Consider the following 16,357-nt stretch of genomic DNA (forward strand, 5'->3'; position numbering starts at 1 on the left):
TTTCCGTAAAACATGACAACCAATTGGAGCCCGGGGCGTTATATCTTCAATGAACTGTTTGAGGGTATGAGGCATGGTCAAGAGGCTATCGGATGAGGCGACAAAGAAACGATTGCGTGCAGCGCGACTGCTGCTCAAGGGGAAAAAGCCTGCCGAAGTCGCACTCGAAGTGGGGGTGGCCCGGCAAACCGTGTACACGTGGAAGGCCTTGCTCGATGAAGGCGGGATCGAAGCGTTGCGTAGCGTGCCATCGAAGGGCCGTCCTGCCGGACTGGACGAGTCCCAGTTGGAAGGTTTGCGCCGAGCCATTCTGCAAAAGCCTACCGAGCACGGCTTTGGTACAGAGCTTTGGACGCTCAAGCGTGTGGGAGTGCTTATCGAACGGCTGTACGACGTCAAGTTCGGCCAAACGCAAATCTGGCGAATCCTGGGCGCCTTGGGCTTTAGCGTGCAAAAGCCTGAGAAGCGGGCCATCGAGCGCGACGAAGATGCAGTGCGCAGTTGGAAACGCAGTACGTGGCCGGCTCTCAAAAAAAAGCCCGTCGAGAAGGTCGACTGATTGTCTTTGTAGACGAGTCCGGAATCAGCGAGCGCCCTACGCGCGTGCGCACCTGGGCGCTCAAGGGTCAGACGCCGGTCATCCAATTTCACTTCAATTGGAATCACGTCTCGGTGATCGCCGGACTCACGCGCACCAACTGTTTGTTCAGATTGCACGAGGGCAGCATCCGCAAGGAAGAGATCGTCGAATTTCTCAAAGCACTCAAGGCCCATCTCAAGCAACCTCTGCTGGTCATCTGGGATGGTTTGAAGGCGCATCGCAGCCGCTTGGTGCGCGACTATCTTGATGCACTGAACGGGCACATCCAAATCGCCTTTCTTCCTCCCTATGCCCCGGACCTCAATCCGGTCGAATATCTGTGGGCATGGCTCAAGCGACACGCACTGGCCAACTACTGTCCTAACGATCTGAGCGAGTTGCAGTTCACCGCGCGCAACAAACTCAAGAGCGCTCAAAAGCGACCCTCGATCATTGCGGCGTGCTGGATGCAGGCTACGCTCTGGTAATGTCATGAATTATGGAAGTCTCAATAAGCGTTAGCACGGCCTGAATGATTGCGTCCGAGTAGACTTGCGGCCTGCCGCGCTTGAGCGCTCTCACTCCTGAAGGCGGGCTCGTCGATCCACATGGTCAAGCTGCCTCATGCGACACAGCCCTGCGTTGTACTCCGGCCAGTTCCTGACTCGATAGACGCCTTTAGGCTCACGGCTCTTGCGTTTGTCCTTGCGCATCTTCCCGCCAAATATCGAGAATCTACGCAGTTCCTCCACGAGTTAACAGAGGCAGCACCAAGACCGTTACCCGAACGTCACGCGCCGGACTGATCGCCAGATATATGCACAACGCCACATCAGATGCCGATAGCGGGGCAGCGGTAGGCACAGTGCGATCCGGTTAGCTGATCCGCAGATGTCTTATCTTGCCGATTAATGGCAAATGGTTCACTATTAGCTTGGTACTAAATTCAGATAGTAACGCGCGCGGAATGTTCGCAGATACATTATCGACTAGTTGAGACCGGACCTGCACGACATAGCCGGTGTATGCGGTCACCTATCTGTGGTCGTAATGGACGCGGTACTTCACGCTGAACGCAGCAATGCTGTTATAACGACGTGTTTTATCAACGAACGGAAGTCACGCTATTTGCCTCATCGCGCTAACTACGCTAGGTGATATACAAAACCTATAAGTGCGAAGCGCTAGCGATCTGGAAAACGTGAATGGATGCTGGTTCATTTCATTGACGATGCATCCACGCAAATCTAGCAATGGACATGACAGGCACGCGGCCGTGCAGGGTTTTTCAGCATGCTGGATCTAGACTAACGTTGAACGCCCTCATTCAGGCGATGCGTTGGTCTTTGCAATCACGGCATCGGCCTATCTGTCATGGTGGCGCACCGTTTATTGATAAGCAACTCGACAGGAGCTGCTGGCTATGCCTGCCTCAAGAGAGAAAACCAAACGACCTAGCCTTGCGACCCAATCGAGGCGAAAGAGAATTCTGTTTCTGCCAATGGAGCGGACGGCTGCGGACCAGTTGTCGTTGCAATTTCATATCGCCTTGGAAACACTGCGTCGCGGCCAAGGGGATTCGACCACTGCCCAGTGCCTGGTTCAAGTTATTTTACTGACAGGTTTCCTAGAAGAGGCCGGCTTCGGGCAAATCGAACGGGAGGTATTGGATCGAGGCGAGCGCGCTTTATCAGCTTTAATTCAAAGAGGTAAAGCGACGGGGGATTGGTTGATCGACGATCTTGCGATCGACAACCTGACCATCATCGTCAACGAGCATGATCGACAATTGCGGGAAACGCGGCTTCAGGCTGTTGTGCACGCTAGCGAGCGATTTAACAGGCTGATTGAGAAACGCAAAAACGGTTCGGATTCTTTTGAACTAAAGAGACCCGACAGTAAGTCCGACTAAAGCTTCAATGCGATTTCACCTGAGGGGCCTGTCTGAGGGCAAGTGGCACGCCATATCTCAGCGACGTTCGGGAACCGCTACGTTTAGGCTGGGCGCGGGCGATGAGAGGGAAATATCATCGCGCCAGGGAAAGCCTGGGAAGGAGGATGTGAAAGCAGAAACCTTTCGTTGGAGTCCAGAGGATTCGACTCCCTCCCGGTAAAGGCTAACCACCAAACGGAAGCAACTCTTGCATGGAGGACGGTCACGTACTTCGTGAAGCGTAGGCAGCGGGTGCCGAAGCCGCGTGATTGAGTCTCGAAACACCTTTGTCGCTGGTGTTTTCGCCTTTGTTATAGCGGGGGAGTACTGTGTTGACCGTTAGGGCAAGGTCAGGTGCCGCTGCACGATCAACTTCATCTGGGTGGGTCTGACACTTCAAATTATTGACACCGAGCCGCCCTGCATACCGGTTTCAGAGTTCATTCTTGGCACGTAGATTTGCTTGTGTACCTTGGCCAGGGTTATACGCTCCGTAAACCAATTTCCCCGTGGGAATGTCGAGAGAAACAACCATTTGCGGTTCCTGCCGGGCCCTCCTTTGACGTTCTTGTCCGATTCAGAATGCCCTAGACGACGGGCCGGATGCACGAAGCTGACGTGGTGCCGGTCGTGCTGATGAGCAGGATATTCGTTTCAAGTCAGTTGCCCTATAAGAGGATCAGAAATAGGGATAAGAGAGGGGCTTCGGCGGTGCTACTGTTGAGTATCGCGGGCAGTATATAAGCTTCCGATCGCGAATGATCCCAGAGAGTGACCACCCCATGAACCTTCATTTTAAGCGAGCCAGACAATGAGCCAGACGATCTACGATGTTCCAGTGAAATCCATTGATGGTGCACCGCTAACACTGGAACGGTTCAAGAGGAAACTATTGCCGGTGGTGAACGTGGTTTCAAAACGCGGACTGACGCCTCGGTACGAAAGCCTGGAGAAGCTGCGCGGGGATGAGCGGGCAGAGGGGCTGGAAGTGTTAGGTTTCCCGGCGGATAACTTCAAGGGACAGGAGTCGGGTAGCGACGCGGAGATCCTGGCGTTCTACAACACGACCTACGACGTAAAGTTTCCGCTGTTTTCCAAAATATCCGTAGTTGGCACGGACTAGCATCCGTTGTACCGGACGCTGACGACCGCACAGCCGGATGCTACTGGCGATGGCACTTTTCGAGAGCGTCTCAAGGTTACGGGGTCGAGCCCAATCCGGTGCCCGACGTATTGTGGAATTCCTAGTGAAACGACGGTCGCGTGGTAGGGCGTTTCGCTCCTGACGTTACGGCAGAGGATGCTCGTTTGCTCGACACCATTCAGGCGGAGCTTGCGCGGACGTGATGCGCGATCAGCGTCGAAGTTGACTCGTTGCCTCAAGTTCCCAGCACCATGGCGCGACCGAATGAAGCCTTCCGCGGGTTGGCGTGGCGCTTTCGGCGATGTCGTCCAGAAGGGGAGAGCTTTACCTCCTTCTCCAGTAGCTGAGCAGGCAATTAGCAACTGGATAATGCTGGCAGGATGCCCGGAATATCGATGTCCACGTCGTTGACTCGGACGCGTCATGGCCTACTGATGTCGGTGCGAGATGGACCACCTTGCCGGAGAAATCCCGTCTGGCGATCTGACGCCATGTGCCCGGTCGGAGGGAAAGGCGGCGTTATCTGCGCCCGGAGCGGCCGCCACCGGATATTCGATAAAAGACGCACAGCACAACGCTACTGCCATCCAAAAGGAAACAGGCTTAAACCATCGCCACCTGACTTTGCAGGCTGCCCAATGACTATTAGCGTGCTGGCAGGTGTGGAATACCGATTTCACCCTCGTCGACCCAGACACTTCTAATGTCCAAGATGCCACGGTGAAAGCGGATCTCGCGGAGATTAGAAGCGCGAAGCACGCCCGTCAAAGCGCTTGCTAGCCGCACGACCGTGTAGGAATAACCCCCCAATGGCGCCGGGTACCTTTTTGACCACATATAGGTAGGTGCCTGATTTCGTAAGCGCTGTTTACTTGTCTCTGGACTGGACCCTGGCGAAGGCGTTTCGCGCGTGATGCGCTCCGTTGCTGCCGGGCCCAGTGGCGTCACGAGATACCTGATCATCGTGGCGCTGTCTACACAGTACAGCAAGCGACAGGCACCCGAAACGAACTAATTCTACGATGTTTATTATGCGGCATTGTCTGACTGCTTTTGAACGAATCGGTCAGGTACCGGCGACTCAGGATGACGGACGCCTCAGCGGCTTTCCGCGCGACAGCATCCTAAGTGCATGCCGTTCTGAACCGGCGACGCCTTAGCCCTTGCCAGACCACCGCGTGGTTGGCCGCATACAAGCGGCACAGCTTCATGCTTTGTTTCTCACCATTGGCCATCGAGACAGCCATGGAGTTGCCGCCACCATCAACATTGCCGATGCAGTGGGCCTTGGGGCTGCGATTGACTATGTGACGCGCGTGGGTATCGAGAATATCGGGCATTACGAACATGATCTGCTTGCTTATGCGACGAGCGTATTGCAGCCGGTGCCGGGTGTGCGGCTGATTGGTACAGCGAAAGGATAAGGCCAGCGTGTTGTCGTTTGTGCTGAAGGGCTATGAGACGGAAGAGGTCGGGCAGAACGAAGAGGGCATTGCAGTGCGTTCGGGGCATCACTGCGCGCAACCGATTCTCCGGCGCTTCGGAGTCGTGGCGACCGTGCGGCCGTCACTCGCTTTTTACAACACCTGCGATGAAGCTGATCAGATGGTTTCTGTGGTACGCCGGCTATCGTCGCGGCGTTGAAACAGCGAGTTGGGCTCGCACGGCCTCCGCATGGTCTCAATCGGGCGCGTGCCGTGCGACGTTCTTTTTAATTGTTGGGGCTATATTGCTGGTATCTCGAGGTGCGAGATATCAATTCGTTTCGCTTGGGCGCAAAACACCAGTGTGCTCAAGCGGACGTCGTAATGCGGACTTTTAAGAATCTTGCGCAACCTGAATCCTCAAACCGTTCTGGGTGTTCACCACTGGACGGACACGTTGTTCAGCTTAGCGAACGCATTCCTGGACCTCCCTCTGACTCTTGGAACTCATTCTTCATCGGCGTCGCGAGTTCAAAGTTCCGGCCGCCAGCACCAGAAAGATAAGAACGCCGATCGCCACTTGTTGCCAATAGAAGTTCCATCCGACAAGCAGCAGCCCGTTCGCTGCGAAGCCTAGCAGTAGCACCCCAATGAGCGTTCCCGGCACGTTCGGTCGATGAGACGACGAAAGCGTCGCTCCAATAAATGTTGCGCCGATCGCGTTGAGCAAATAGCCGTTTCCCGCTAACGGCACATAGGCCTTTACGTTCGACGAAAGGATCAACCCGACCGCCCCTGAGCTCACGGCGCTCAGTGCGAACGCGAGATACAACAACGCGCGCACCGGAAGGCCGGAATAGCGCGCCACGCCGGCCTGCACGCCGAGGACGGTAATGCCCCGGCCGTGACGCGAGCGCGCGAGCAGCAAGTGCAATACGCAGGCGAGAACCGCGACGAAATACAAAGGCAAGGCGATGCCGAACAAGCGGCCATGACCGAGCATCGAAAATGATTGAGGCAGCGTCTGGTTCAAAAGATAGATGGGCTGGCCACCATCGGTTGCGAGTTGCTGGATGCTCTGGCCTATGAACAGTGTGCCAAGCGTCGCGAGAAACGGCTCCACGCCGAATGACGCAATCAGTACGCCGTTGAACAGCCCCACTGCGAGTGCTGCGCCAAGTGCCGCAACACAGGCAAGCGGGATGCCGATGTTGTGTCCTGCAAGCGTGATGAACACGAGACTCGCAAGATCGACGGCCGTCCCGACAGAAAGATCGACCGCACCCAGCGACGCCACCACCGTCATGGCAAGCGCCACGATCGCCAGCGGCGCGACCGTGTTGAGCAGCACGCTGTCGATATTCGAAAGCGTTGCGAATGCGGGCGCAAATACAGCGAAAAATGCAATTGCCGCAGCAAACACAAAGACCAGCGCATACCGCGTCCAGCCCATGAAAGTGACGGCACGCCCGAAAGGGCGAAGGACGAGTTCACGCATGACTGCTTCTCTCAAGGTTGCGTCGCCGAAGCAGCGCCGTAAGCGAAACAACGAACAGGATCAACGCGCCTTCCACGCCGTTTATCCAGTAGCTGGATACGTTGTCCAGCTGGAAACCGTTCGCTACGAGCCCGAGAAACAGCACGCTTAGCCAGGTGCCTGCCATGGTTGGCACAAGCCGGCGCGAGAACACGACACCAAGAAGCACCGCAGCGATGACAGCAAGGAGATTTTCGCCGGAACCCGGTGCGCTGCCGCTCAGAAGCGCGGTGGAGGCGAGGGCGGCCACGCCGGCCGACAATCCGCACAAGACATAGCTTGCGGCAACGTAGCCGTCGGCGCGCAGTCCGGCTGCACGGGTCGCTGCGGGGTGGCTGCCGGACGCGTGAAGCCGCAGTCCGAAGCGCGTGAAATGGCCGAGCCACACGAACGCGAGGCCCACGCCGACAAACGCATACGATAACCACGGAATCGCGAAGGGCCCGTTATCGAGCAGAGCGGAAAGCGTCGGCCCTGTCGCGGAAACGGTCGAGTTCCGGGTGACGACCAGTTCCAGCCCCGCCACGATGTTCATGGCCGTGAGCGTCGCGAGCAGGGGCAGCATGCGCAATACGACCACCGCGAAAGCATTGAACAGGCCGACGGCGGTTCCGGCAAGTAAAGTCAGCGCGACCGCGGCCGCAGGCGCAAGACCATCGGCAAGCGATGTCGCGTACACGGCCGCACAAAACCCGAGGTTGGCCGCAATCGAAAGATCGATGCCACCTGCTATGCCGTTCACGCCTCCGCCCACCAGAACCAGCGTCAGCCCGAAGGCGAGCGTGCCGATGATGGCCGACTGCTGCATCACATTGGCGAAATTGCCGAGCGTGAAGAAAAGGGGCGAGCTTGTCGAAAACACGACCAGCACGATCACGAACGCGATAAGCGCGCCGCTTTGCAACCACCATTGCGGCAGCTTGAGCGCACCCGCGAAAGCGAACAGATTCCTGCGCGCCTGTTTGACTGGAAGATGACTCACGCTTGCACCGTTTGTTGATCGTGTTCGTGGACCGGCGCCCCGCTCGCCCAGCCCAGGATTTCCTGATGATTCGTTTCGTTCGATACCAGTTCCCGCACGAGCCGCCCACGCGCAAGGATCAGGATCCGGTCCGTGATGCCCTGCAGCTCGATGAGGTCGGTGGAGAACACCAACACGGCCGCGCCCTGTGCGGCAAGTTCATCGATCGTGCGATAGATCTCTGCTTTGGCACCGATGTCGACACCGACTGTGGGTTCGTCGAACAAATACAGGTTCGAATGCGTGCTGAGCCATTTCGCCAGCACCACCTTCTGCTGATTGCCACCGGAGAGCTGACGCGCGGGCGCATCCATTCCCGGCGCACGAATCTGCAAGCCGTCGATGCGCCGCTGCACCAGTTCCCTTTCACGGCGGCGATCGATCAATGCGTGCCGCACGAGACGCGTGAGACTCGCGAGCGAGATGTTCTCCCGCACCGGCAGGTCGAGCGCAATGCCGTGCGCGCGCCTGTCTTCCGGAACGAACGCAATGCCACGCTGCGCCGCATCGCGCGGATCGACAGGAACATACGGCTTGTTATCCAGTTCGATATGTCCCTGCACGCCCGCCTCCAGTCCGAACAGGCTTCGTACTACGGCTTTGCCTCCCGAACCCAGCAACCCCGTCACGCCGACAATCTCGCCACGGCGCACGTTGAAGCTCACGTCTTCGAAGCGCGCTGCAGCGCTCAACGCGCAAACGCGCAGCAGCGGCGCGCCGGGCTTGCGTGTCGATGCAGGGACGAGTGAAGCGGTGCTGCCGCCGATCATCGCGGCAACGAGTTGTTGCGGCGTTGATTCAGCCACCACAAACCTGCCGGCGTCGCGGCCATCGCGGAGAACCGTGACGACGTCGCAAAGAGACTCGATTTCGTCGAGATAATGCGAGACGTAGAGGATCGCGAGACCGCGATCGCGTAACCGCCGAATCGCGGCGAACAGTTGCTCCGCTTCATGCCGCGCGAGCGCTGCGGTAGGCTCGTCGAGGACCAGCACGCGCGGCTTGCTCAGGAGCGCGCGCGTGATCTGCACGACCTGTTGCTCGGCAACGCTTAACTCCGCGATAAGCCGGGACGGGTCGATGTGGACATCGAAATGTTCCTGCACGGCGGCGCGTGCGTAACGGCGCATGGCAGCCGCGTTGAGCACGGGCAGAAAGCCGAAGGTGTGTTCATTGCCGAGCAATAACGCCTCGGCCATGGTCAGGGTCGGCGCAAGCAGCCGGTCCTGGTGCACGATTTCAATGCCGAGCTGGCGCGCCCCGGCAGGCGTGCTGATCGAAACAATATTTCCGTCGAGAACGAGCTCGCCATCATCCGACCTGTGAATACCGCCGAGGATCTTGATCAGTGTGGATTTCCCCGCGCCGTTCTGACCAATCAGGCCATGAACCTGGCCGCGGGCAAGCGCAAGAGAGACGTTGTGCAAGGCGGGTATCCCGTCGAAACTCTTGGAGATGGCCCGCAGCGCAAGCACCTCGTCATGCTCATTTGCCATCGGCCTGGCCCAACGTCTTCTGCGCGTCCGCGGCATTTTCCTTCGTGACGATAATGGCCGGCACATACGTGGCAGGCGGCAACGACCGGTCGCCTGCAAGGTAACGCGCTACGTTGTCAACGGCGGTCTTCCCAATCAGATACGGTTGCTGCGCGACGACCGCCGCCGCGCTGGAATTGGGATTCTTCACAAGGGCCACTACGTCAGGGCTGCCATCGACCGCATAGGTCTTGACGTCCGTGCGATGCGCCGCGTCCACCGCCTGCGTTGCGCCGATCTGCGGAATGTCCCACGCAGCCCAGATCGCATGAACCGTGCCCTTCGGATACTTGTTGAGCAGCTGGCTGATCTGCGCGTAGGCATCCTGGACTGTGTTCGGCATTACGTCGCGCAGTTCCGGCTGAATGATCTTGATCTTCGGATACCACTTGAGAACCGCGCGCAACTCGTCATAACGCATGGCCACGACTGGCACGCCATAGAAGCCGTTGAACACGAGGATGTTGCCCTCGCCATGCAGGTCGTTCACCAGCTTGAGCGCCAACTGCTCGCCGATGTAGAAGTTATCCGATGTGGTGACGTTGATGCTCGAGGGGCTGGCGGTATCGACGGTGAAGAGGGGGATGCCGGCTGCACGGATCTTTTGCAGCCACGGTTCGAGTACCGAAGCCGTGCCGAGCTGTTCGATGATCGCATCGGGCTTCTGCGCAATCAACGTCTGGATTTGCGCGATCTGCTGCGGGTCCTTGCGTCCGCCATCGAGTGCAATGGGCGTGCCGCCGAGACGCTTGACTTCATCGATTTGTCCTTGATATGCCTTCAGGTCCCAGTAATGGTCCGTGCCGGCTACGGTAATGCCGATACGCTTTCCCTTGAGCGACGGAATCTCTGCCGGCGCCGGCGCGGCGAACGCCGCACTTGCAAGCAGTCCCGCCAGCGAGCCGGCAAAGACTCGGACGAGCGACTTCCGCCATGTTGCAGACGCGACTCTTGGGTTTCTGAAGTGATTGTTCTGCATATCAAATGAGTCGAAATAAAAGATGGGATGGACTCGAAAGCTAGCACGGAGCAAGCACTTCCCTAAGTCATATTCCCGCTAAGCAATTACGCCTGAAAGTGGAAAGCAAATTCGCGCCACGCGGGACAACGTTCTCGTTAGGATTGTGGGAACTGGATCAATAAACTCACTACGGAACCCGAATGTCGCGGCTAATTTTCAATGCGTTTGTCATGAACACGCCCTCTCATTTATCTACGGGCATGTGGAGAAATCCGGGCGACACATCGCATCGCCATGACAGCCTGTCGCATTGGACCGAACTTGCGGCGCTGCTGGAGCGCGGGCGCTTCGACGCAATGTTCATGGCAGATACTTATGGCCTTTCCGACGTCTACGGCGGCTCGGCAGACGCGGCACTGCGAGGCGCCGTACAGGTTCCCTTGCATGATCCGCTGCTGGTGGTCAGCGCCATGGCGAATGCGACGCGCAACCTGTGCTTTGGCGTGACGTGTTCCACGAGTTACGAAGCGCCCTTTGCGCTCGCAAGACGGCTCTCCACGCTGGATCATCTGACGCAGGGACGTATTGGCTGGAACATCGTCACTTCAGCGTCGGACGGCGCCGCACGGAATTTCGGGCTTGAACAACAGCGCGATCACGCGAGCCGATACGAGCGCGCAGAGGAGTTTCTCGACGTCTGCTACAAGCTTTGGGAAGGCAGTTGGGAAGACGGCGCGCTGCTGCACGATACAGAGCGCGGCGTGTATGTCGATCCGGCGCGCGTGCATCGGATTGGACATCGTGGCGCACATTTTTCAGTCGACGGTCCGCATCTGGTGGAAGCGTCGCCGCAGAGAACGCCGCTGCTTTATCAGGCGGGCGCCTCGGCACAAGGGCGCGCATTTGCCTCGCGACACGCCGAATGCGTATTCGTCGGCGCACCTTCGAAGCAGGCGTTGAAACGGACGGTGGAAAAGCTGAGAAGCGCATTTTCCGATGCCGGCCGCAATCCACTGAGCGTCCCGATCATTGCAGAGCACACGGTGATCACCGCGCCGGACAGCGCGCGGGCCCATGAGAAACATGATGCGTACACACGCTACGCGTCGGAGGAAGGCGCGCTTGTATTGATGTCCGGGTGGACCGGGATCGACCTGTCCCGGCTTGAGCCTGACGCGCCGTTTGAACATCGCGAGAGCCACGCGATTCAGTCCGCGGTCGAAGCCATGAGCATGGCCGACCCCGGGCGCGTATGGTCCATCGCCGAGATTGCCAGATGGGGGACGATCGGCGGCCTGAGCCCGGTGACAGTCGGAGGACCTGGGGAAGTTGCCGATGCCTTGCAGGGTTGGGTGGCGGACACCGGCATCGACGGATTCAATCTTTCTTACGCGGTCATGGATGGGAGTTTCCGCGATTTCGTCGAGTTCATCGTTCCGGAATTGCAGGCGCGCGGCGTGTATCAGCGGGAGTACGCGCCCGGAACATTCCGCGAGAAGCTTTTTGCCGGTGGTGCGCGTTTGAGCGCGCCGCACCCTGCGACGGTTTACAGGCATTAGTCACGTCAGACTGCACAAAGACGTATTTGATTGGCATTGCGTTTCTGTCAAAGCGCCGTTTTAGATGCAGCGAAATCTCGAATTCACTATTAGCGGTTCCCGCGATCAGGCAAATTTACTCATAACAAAGACTTCGTTTGCTTTGAAAAACGGCGCTGATAGAGTTGCTGGCATTTCTATGTGAGCAGGGTGAGCCGCACGCTTTCATCCCGTTCTGGTTTTCTGCCTGCGCCCCACCAGAAGAGTCAATCAAGATGCAGCGTCCCCATGTCTAAAAGTGTTTCCGCGACGAACATCCCCAATACAACGTCGGTTAGCCGGTTGACCTCGCGTCGACGACGGCGGTTTATCGGCGGCCTGGGCATCAGCGCCTTTGCTGCGGCGCAGGCAAGCGCTTCAGAACTTCTGGCGCCGCTGAAAGTGGAACCCTGGTCCACCACGCCGGGTGCGCCGATTCTCGAGCACCCTTATGGTGTTCCATCGCCGTTTGAAAAGGACGTCGTGCGTCGCGCCGCGAAGGCATGGCCTTTGCCGGGCGCCGCTTCATCGATGACCCCGCTTGCCGACCTGCACGGATCGATCACACCGAACGGTCTGGTCTATGAACGTCATCATGCCGGCGTCCCGGAGATCGATCCGGCGCAGCATCGGCTGGCGGTTCATGGTCTGGTCGGTGCGCCCAAGCTCTTCACGATGGACGATATCTTGCGCCTGCCATCGGAATCACGGATTCATTTCATCGAATGCTCGGGCAATACCGGTGGCGAGTGGAACGGGCCAAGCGGCATGCCCGTACAACTGACGCACGGCCTGCTTTCCTGTTGCGAATGGACGGGCGTTCGATTGTCCACACTGCTCGACGAAGTAAACGGCGCGCAAGGTAACACCGGCTGGATTCTTGCCGAGGGGTCCGACGCGGCGGCGATGACGCGCAGTCTGCCGCTCGACCGGATCATCGACCGGGCGATGATCGCGTATGCGCAGAATGGCGAGCGGCTAAGGCCCGAGAATGGTTACCCCCTGCGCCTCATCGTGCCGGGCTTCGAGGGCAACACGCATGTCAAATGGCTGCGGCGGCTCAAGCTGGTCGACGCACCGCTCGAAACCCGCGAAGAAACCTCGAAGTACACCAATCTTCTCGCTGATGGCACCGCGCGTCAGTTCGTCTTCGAAATGGATGCCAAGTCGGTGATCACGAGGCCGTCGCCGGGCCACAAGCTGACGACGCACGGGTACTATCCGATCTCGGGGCTTGCGTGGTCCGGTCGCGGGACGATCCGGCGCGTGGAAGTATCGACGGATGGCGGCGCGAGCTGGCGTAATGCGCGCATGGAGACTTCGCCACGCGAGCGTGCCTTGACGCGCTTCGAAGCGGACTGGCAGTGGAACGGCGGCCCTGCCGCGATCCTGTCCCGCGCGACCGATTCAACCGGCTACGTTCAGCCGACTCGCGAAGCGCTTGTCAGCGCGCGTGGCCTTAATTCGCAGTATCACTACAACGCAATCCAGCAATGGCGAGTCGATACCAACGGGGACGTTCGCAATGCTTAGCTTATTTCGACTGGGCGTCATTCTCGCGATTGCAGGTTCTCCCATTCTGGCGAACGCTTCCCATCATGTCGGTACGCCGCTGACTCGGGAAGAGATCGCGCCCTGGGACATCGACGTGGGACCGGACGGACGCGGCCTTCCCGCAGGCAGTGGCGACGTCGCGATGGGCGCGCACGTCTTCGCATCGAAGTGTGCAGCGTGTCATGGCGCTGCGGGGCAGGGCCTGATCGGCGATGCACTGGTGGGTGGACGCGGCACGCTTGCCAGCGATAAACCGAAGCGCACGGTGGGAAGTTACTGGCCCTACGCGACCACGTTGTTCGACTACATCAGGCGGGCCATGCCATTCAATGCGCCGCAGTCGCTCTCGTCCGACGAGGTCTACGCGCTCAGCGCGTTTTTGTTGAACCAGAACGGCATCGTTCCACCCGGCACGACGCTCGACAAGGACTCGTTGCCAAAGGTGCGAATGCCTAACCGCGATGGCTTTGTACCCGATCCTCGTCCGGGCAAACTTTGAAGGCCACATGTGCGGCTCGCTCTGCCTGAGTTAAAGCATGATCGCCGATCCACATTTTCGCCCCGGCAGGGCAAGCCGGCAGTTGCATGGCGACGCATTGTCCCCGCAATCCAGTGCAGAAATTTTTTGAATTGCGGGGCCGCGTGAGGAGTGCATGATGAGTCTCGACATTTTCTGGTTTTTACCCACATCCGGCGATACGCGTTATCTCGGGGTCTCCGATTCGGGCCGCGCGCCAACCAATGCTTATGTGCGCCAGATAGCCGTTGCCGCGGACGAGCTTGGTTACGATGATCTGCTTATCCCGACTGGCAGCAGTTGTCTCGATCCCTGGGTGACGGCGGCCAGTCTCGCTCCGGTTACGCGTCGCATCAAACTGCTCGTCGCGCTGCGTACCTCGCTTGGCAATGTCACCGCTTCGGCGCGGCAGGCGGCCACGCTCGATGAGGCACTGGGCGGTCGTTTGCTGCTGAACGTGGTGCCGGGCGGCGATGCAACCGAGCTGGCCGCCGATGGTGTATTTCTCGATCATGAACAGCGCTATGAATACGCGAACGAATTCCTGACCGTGTGGCGCAGCCTGTTCTCAGGAGAAGAAATTGACTTCGAGGGCATGCATGTGCGAGTCAAAGGCGCAAAGAACTTCCATGAGCCGGTTCAAAAGCCATATCCTCCGCTCTTTTTTGGCGGCTCGTCGCCCGCGGCACACGAAATTGCAGCGGAGCATGTCGATACATATCTGACGTGGGGCGAACTGCCCGCGGCGGTTGCCGCAAAGTTCGCCGATGTGCGGGAACGTGCTGCGCGTCGCGGACGCAAGCCGCGCTTTGGCGTGCGTCTGCATGTGATAGTCCGCGAAACCAACGATGAAGCGTGGGCAGCGGCGGATTCCCTGATCAGCAAACTCACCGACAAGGACATCGCGGACTCCCAGCAGAACTTCGCCAGGATGGATTCGGTTGGACAAAAGCGGATGGCCGAGCTGCATGGTGGCCAGCGCGACAAGCTGGAGATCAGCCCGAATCTGTGGGCGGGCGTGGGCCTCGTACGCGGCGGCGCAGGCACGGCGCTGGTCGGCGACCCGCAAACAGTCGTCGAGCGTTTGCTTGAATACGTCGAGGCGGGCGCCGACAGTTTTGTGCTGTCGGGGTATCCGCATCTGGAAGAGGCGTATCGCTTCGCCGAACTGGTGTTTCCGCTATTGCCCGGCAAGAAACCGGTCACCACCATGCAGCGCCAGACCGGCGGCGCGTTCGACGTTCGCGCCGTGAGTAGCAAGCAATAGCATCGGCTTCCATATGAGACATCGAAAGACGCCCTGATCGGCCAGTGCCGACGCCATCAAACCTGTCCGATGCGCCACTGCCCCGGCGGCAGCTTGCCGTTGACCGCGAAGTCGCCCACGATCCTGTCCTTGTAGACGCGCGGATTATGCGAGGTGATGGTCCGCGCGTTACGCCAGTATCGATCGAGCCCGGCAGATCGAAGCGTCGCCGATGCACCCAGCGCATCGAAAGCGTCCGTCGTCGCGTCCAGCACCAGTTGCGATACGACCGTCTGCGCCTGCCAGATCTCGAGTTCGGCCTGCGTGACTGCGAGCAGCGCGTCATCCGTCGTTTCACCGGAGAACGCTGCGGCCCGCTCCAGTGCTACGGCCGCCAGCCGGACGATCGCACCCGCCGAATACGCGTTCGCGCGCAGCCGCCCGGCAATTTCGAGCAGTTGCGGATCGTTTGCCGGCAATGGCGCCGCGGCGTGACTGTAGCCGCGCTTGCGCGTGGCCAGCGCGGCCGCGACATCGGACGCCAGCGCGCGTCCGATTCCCGCCAGCGTCGCAAGATGCACCAGCTGGTAGAACGCCTCCGAATAGGCAAACGGCGGACCGTCGGCCACGATTTCGTTTTCGTCCACCGGCACATCGATAAACCGGCTGGTTCCGCTCGCCGTCAGGCGTTGTCCCATACCGTCCCAGTCGTCCAGCACTTCGACGCCCCGTGCCTTGCGGTCGATCGTGACGGACACCGGCGCGCCCTGCGCGTCAGAAGCGCCGACATGAATCCAGTTTGCGTAGAGCGAACCCGTCGTATAGAACTTGGTGCCGTTCAGACGCCAGCCGTTTTCGCCTTGGCTCAGCACCGTCGAAAAGTTCGCTCGCTTCGCGTCGCCGGTCTCCGACCATGCAGCGCCGACGATCTGCCCCTCGGCGAGGCGGTTCAGCCAGACATCGCGGCGCGCCGGCGGTTTCGCCAACGCATGTTCCACGAAACCGAAATGAGCGCGCAGCGCTTGCGTGAGATTTGAATCGGCCTCGGAAAGTTCGACGAGCAGCGCGAACAGTTCGGGCAATGTCACGCCGTTCGCATCGCTCGAATGCGGCACGCGCAAGGCCGTAAAGCCGGCTCGCCGCAGCCATTCGATTTCTTCGACGGGCAAGCGCCGCTCGATCTCGCGCTCGACACTGCCCGCGCGGATGCGCGCGAACACCGGTCGAAAGCGTGCGGCGAGCGCGTCATATCCCGGGGTAGGGCCTGCGCCCCAATGATGCGCAATGGCATCGGAGGGCAAGGTGGAACGATCAGTTGGCATGGTCTT

Annotated in this window: 12 protein-coding genes and 1 pseudogene; 8 read left to right on the top strand and 5 right to left on the bottom strand. The window is 59.2% G+C overall.

The window, feature by feature from the left end:
- The first annotated feature begins 73 nt into the window (after nucleotides 1-73).
- The 4 genes and pseudogenes from ACSQ36_RS08285 to ACSQ36_RS08300 all read left to right on the top strand — a co-directional run.
- A protein-coding gene (locus ACSQ36_RS08285; RefSeq protein ID WP_436181551.1) for an IS630 family transposase occupies nucleotides 74-1,068 on the top strand; the annotation gives its coding sequence in 2 pieces (ribosomal slippage) (nucleotides 74-539 and nucleotides 539-1,068; 996 coding nt in all).
- A 935-nt stretch (nucleotides 1,069-2,003) separates the two neighbouring features.
- Nucleotides 2,004-2,492 carry a hypothetical protein gene (locus ACSQ36_RS08290; protein ID WP_436181552.1) on the top strand — a complete coding sequence of 163 codons (489 nt, stop codon included), beginning with the start codon at nucleotides 2,004-2,006 and terminating at the stop codon, nucleotides 2,490-2,492.
- A gap of 832 nt (nucleotides 2,493-3,324) precedes the next feature.
- Nucleotides 3,325-3,636, top strand: a complete 312-nt coding sequence (locus ACSQ36_RS08295) for a hypothetical protein (RefSeq protein ID WP_436181553.1) — start codon at nucleotides 3,325-3,327, stop codon at nucleotides 3,634-3,636.
- Nucleotides 3,637-4,910: 1,274 nt separating this feature from the next.
- Nucleotides 4,911-5,301: pseudogene (locus ACSQ36_RS08300) on the top strand (aminotransferase class V-fold PLP-dependent enzyme); the annotation flags it as partial.
- 294 nt (nucleotides 5,302-5,595) lie between these two features.
- Here ACSQ36_RS08300 and ACSQ36_RS08305 read toward each other — a convergent pair.
- The 4 genes from ACSQ36_RS08305 to ACSQ36_RS08320 are packed head-to-tail and all read right to left on the bottom strand — an operon-like array spanning nucleotide 5,596 to nucleotide 10,153.
- A complete protein-coding gene (locus tag ACSQ36_RS08305; protein WP_436181554.1) occupies nucleotides 5,596-6,579 on the bottom strand; it encodes an ABC transporter permease in 984 nt (327 codons plus the stop codon).
- On the bottom strand, nucleotides 6,572-7,684 hold the full coding sequence (locus tag ACSQ36_RS08310) for an ABC transporter permease (protein WP_436183127.1): 1,113 nt from the start codon (nucleotides 7,682-7,684) through the stop codon (nucleotides 6,572-6,574). Before ACSQ36_RS08310 ends, ACSQ36_RS08305 begins: the two co-directional genes overlap by 8 nt.
- The gene (locus ACSQ36_RS08315) at nucleotides 7,597-9,135 is read right to left on the bottom strand and encodes a sugar ABC transporter ATP-binding protein (protein ID WP_436181555.1); all 1,539 of its coding nucleotides are present in this window, start codon (nucleotides 9,133-9,135) and stop codon (nucleotides 7,597-7,599) included. Before ACSQ36_RS08315 ends, ACSQ36_RS08310 begins: the two co-directional genes overlap by 88 nt.
- Entirely contained in the window at nucleotides 9,125-10,153 is a 1,029-nt protein-coding gene (locus ACSQ36_RS08320; protein ID WP_436181556.1) for a sugar ABC transporter substrate-binding protein, read from the bottom strand. Before ACSQ36_RS08320 ends, ACSQ36_RS08315 begins: the two co-directional genes overlap by 11 nt.
- 182 nt (nucleotides 10,154-10,335) lie before the next feature.
- Between ACSQ36_RS08320 and ACSQ36_RS08325 the strand changes: the two genes are divergently transcribed.
- From ACSQ36_RS08325 to ssuD, 4 genes are all read left to right on the top strand, one after another.
- Nucleotides 10,336-11,694, top strand: coding sequence for an LLM class flavin-dependent oxidoreductase (locus tag ACSQ36_RS08325; RefSeq protein WP_436181557.1), 1,359 nt, complete (start codon nucleotides 10,336-10,338; stop codon nucleotides 11,692-11,694).
- 267 nt (nucleotides 11,695-11,961) lie between these two features.
- Nucleotides 11,962-13,245, top strand: a complete 1,284-nt coding sequence (gene soxC / locus ACSQ36_RS08330) for a sulfite dehydrogenase (RefSeq protein WP_436181558.1) — start codon at nucleotides 11,962-11,964, stop codon at nucleotides 13,243-13,245.
- On the top strand, nucleotides 13,238-13,765 hold the full coding sequence (locus tag ACSQ36_RS08335) for a c-type cytochrome (RefSeq protein ID WP_436181559.1): 528 nt from the start codon (nucleotides 13,238-13,240) through the stop codon (nucleotides 13,763-13,765). The genes soxC and ACSQ36_RS08335 overlap by 8 nt, the downstream gene beginning before the upstream one ends.
- Before the next feature lie 157 nt (nucleotides 13,766-13,922).
- Complete coding sequence (gene ssuD, locus ACSQ36_RS08340; protein WP_436181560.1) at nucleotides 13,923-15,050, top strand: FMNH2-dependent alkanesulfonate monooxygenase; 1,128 nt, start codon at nucleotides 13,923-13,925, stop codon at nucleotides 15,048-15,050.
- Between the two features lie 56 nt (nucleotides 15,051-15,106).
- Here ssuD and ACSQ36_RS08345 read toward each other — a convergent pair whose 3' ends face one another.
- Nucleotides 15,107-16,351: a monooxygenase gene (locus ACSQ36_RS08345; RefSeq protein WP_436181561.1), complete on the bottom strand. Its 1,245-nt coding sequence runs from the start codon at nucleotides 16,349-16,351 to the stop codon at nucleotides 15,107-15,109.
- Nucleotides 16,352-16,357: the final 6 nt, after the last annotated feature.

This window comes from Caballeronia sp. LjRoot34 (assembly GCF_964253815.1).
Lineage (GTDB): Bacteria > Pseudomonadota > Gammaproteobacteria > Burkholderiales > Burkholderiaceae > Caballeronia.

What these genes read in the sequence shown, in the direction of transcription:
- ACSQ36_RS08290 (WP_436181552.1), top strand. Translation starts at nt 2,004, where the DNA reads ATGCCTGCCTCAAGAGAGAAAACCAAACGACCTAGCCTTGCGACCCAA.
- ACSQ36_RS08295 (WP_436181553.1), top strand. Translation starts at nt 3,325, where the DNA reads ATGAGCCAGACGATCTACGATGTTCCAGTGAAATCCATTGATGGTGCA.
- ACSQ36_RS08305 (WP_436181554.1), bottom strand. Translation starts at nt 6,579, where the DNA reads ATGCGTGAACTCGTCCTTCGCCCTTTCGGGCGTGCCGTCACTTTCATG.
- ACSQ36_RS08315 (WP_436181555.1), bottom strand. Translation starts at nt 9,135, where the DNA reads ATGGCAAATGAGCATGACGAGGTGCTTGCGCTGCGGGCCATCTCCAAG.
- ACSQ36_RS08320 (WP_436181556.1), bottom strand. Translation starts at nt 10,153, where the DNA reads ATGCAGAACAATCACTTCAGAAACCCAAGAGTCGCGTCTGCAACATGG.
- ACSQ36_RS08325 (WP_436181557.1), top strand. Translation starts at nt 10,336, where the DNA reads ATGTCGCGGCTAATTTTCAATGCGTTTGTCATGAACACGCCCTCTCAT.
- soxC (WP_436181558.1), top strand. Translation starts at nt 11,962, where the DNA reads ATGTCTAAAAGTGTTTCCGCGACGAACATCCCCAATACAACGTCGGTT.
- ACSQ36_RS08335 (WP_436181559.1), top strand. Translation starts at nt 13,238, where the DNA reads ATGCTTAGCTTATTTCGACTGGGCGTCATTCTCGCGATTGCAGGTTCT.
- ssuD (WP_436181560.1), top strand. Translation starts at nt 13,923, where the DNA reads ATGAGTCTCGACATTTTCTGGTTTTTACCCACATCCGGCGATACGCGT.
- ACSQ36_RS08345 (WP_436181561.1), bottom strand. Translation starts at nt 16,351, where the DNA reads ATGCCAACTGATCGTTCCACCTTGCCCTCCGATGCCATTGCGCATCAT.